At 41.6% G+C, this 628-nt stretch carries 1 pseudogene; it reads left to right on the top strand.

The window, feature by feature from the left end:
• Positions 1-24 precede the first annotated feature (24 nt).
• Positions 25-628: pseudogene (locus tag BJU60_RS14810) on the top strand (Fe-S cluster assembly protein SufD); the annotation flags it as partial.

The following is a 628-nucleotide window of genomic DNA, read 5'->3' as shown; positions in this document are numbered from 1 at the left end:
GCGTAAGCGTTAGGAGGATTATTGATGACATTAGAAACGAAATTATCAGTAGATCAAGATTATGTCAAAAGCTTCTCCGAGAAGCATCAGGAACCGGCATGGATGAGCTCCCTTCGCTTACAGGCTCTTGAAAAAGCAGAAGACCTCCCAATGCCAAAGCCTGACAAAACGAATATTTCGAAATGGAATTTAACGAATTTCAAACAGCATACAGTCGAAAGTGCGCCATTTGAATCATTAGAAGAGCTTCCTGAAGAAGTGAAATCTCTCATTGATTTAGAGGACACAGATAAGACAGTTTACATTCAGCGTGATCAAACGCCAGCCTATTTGTCTCTTTCAGCTGAAGCGAAAGACAAAGGTGTGATCTTCACGGATCTTCATACAGCGATCCGTGCGCATGGAGATTTAGTGAAACAATACTTCATGACAGATGCAGTGAAAGTGGATGAGCATAAACTAACAGCTTTACATGCTGCTTTAGTGAATGGCGGGGCTTTCCTCTATGTACCGAAAAACGTAGAGCTTGAAGCACCAATTCAAGCTGTTTATCTTCATGAAAATGACGAAACGACTTTGTTCAACCATGTCATCGTTGTAGCAGACGATCATAGTGCTGTGACATATG

The sequence above is a fragment of the Exiguobacterium aurantiacum genome, assembly GCF_001766415.1.
Lineage (GTDB): Bacteria > Bacillota > Bacilli > Exiguobacteriales > Exiguobacteriaceae > Exiguobacterium > Exiguobacterium aurantiacum_A.
This window is presented reverse-complemented; position numbering and strand designations above follow the sequence as displayed.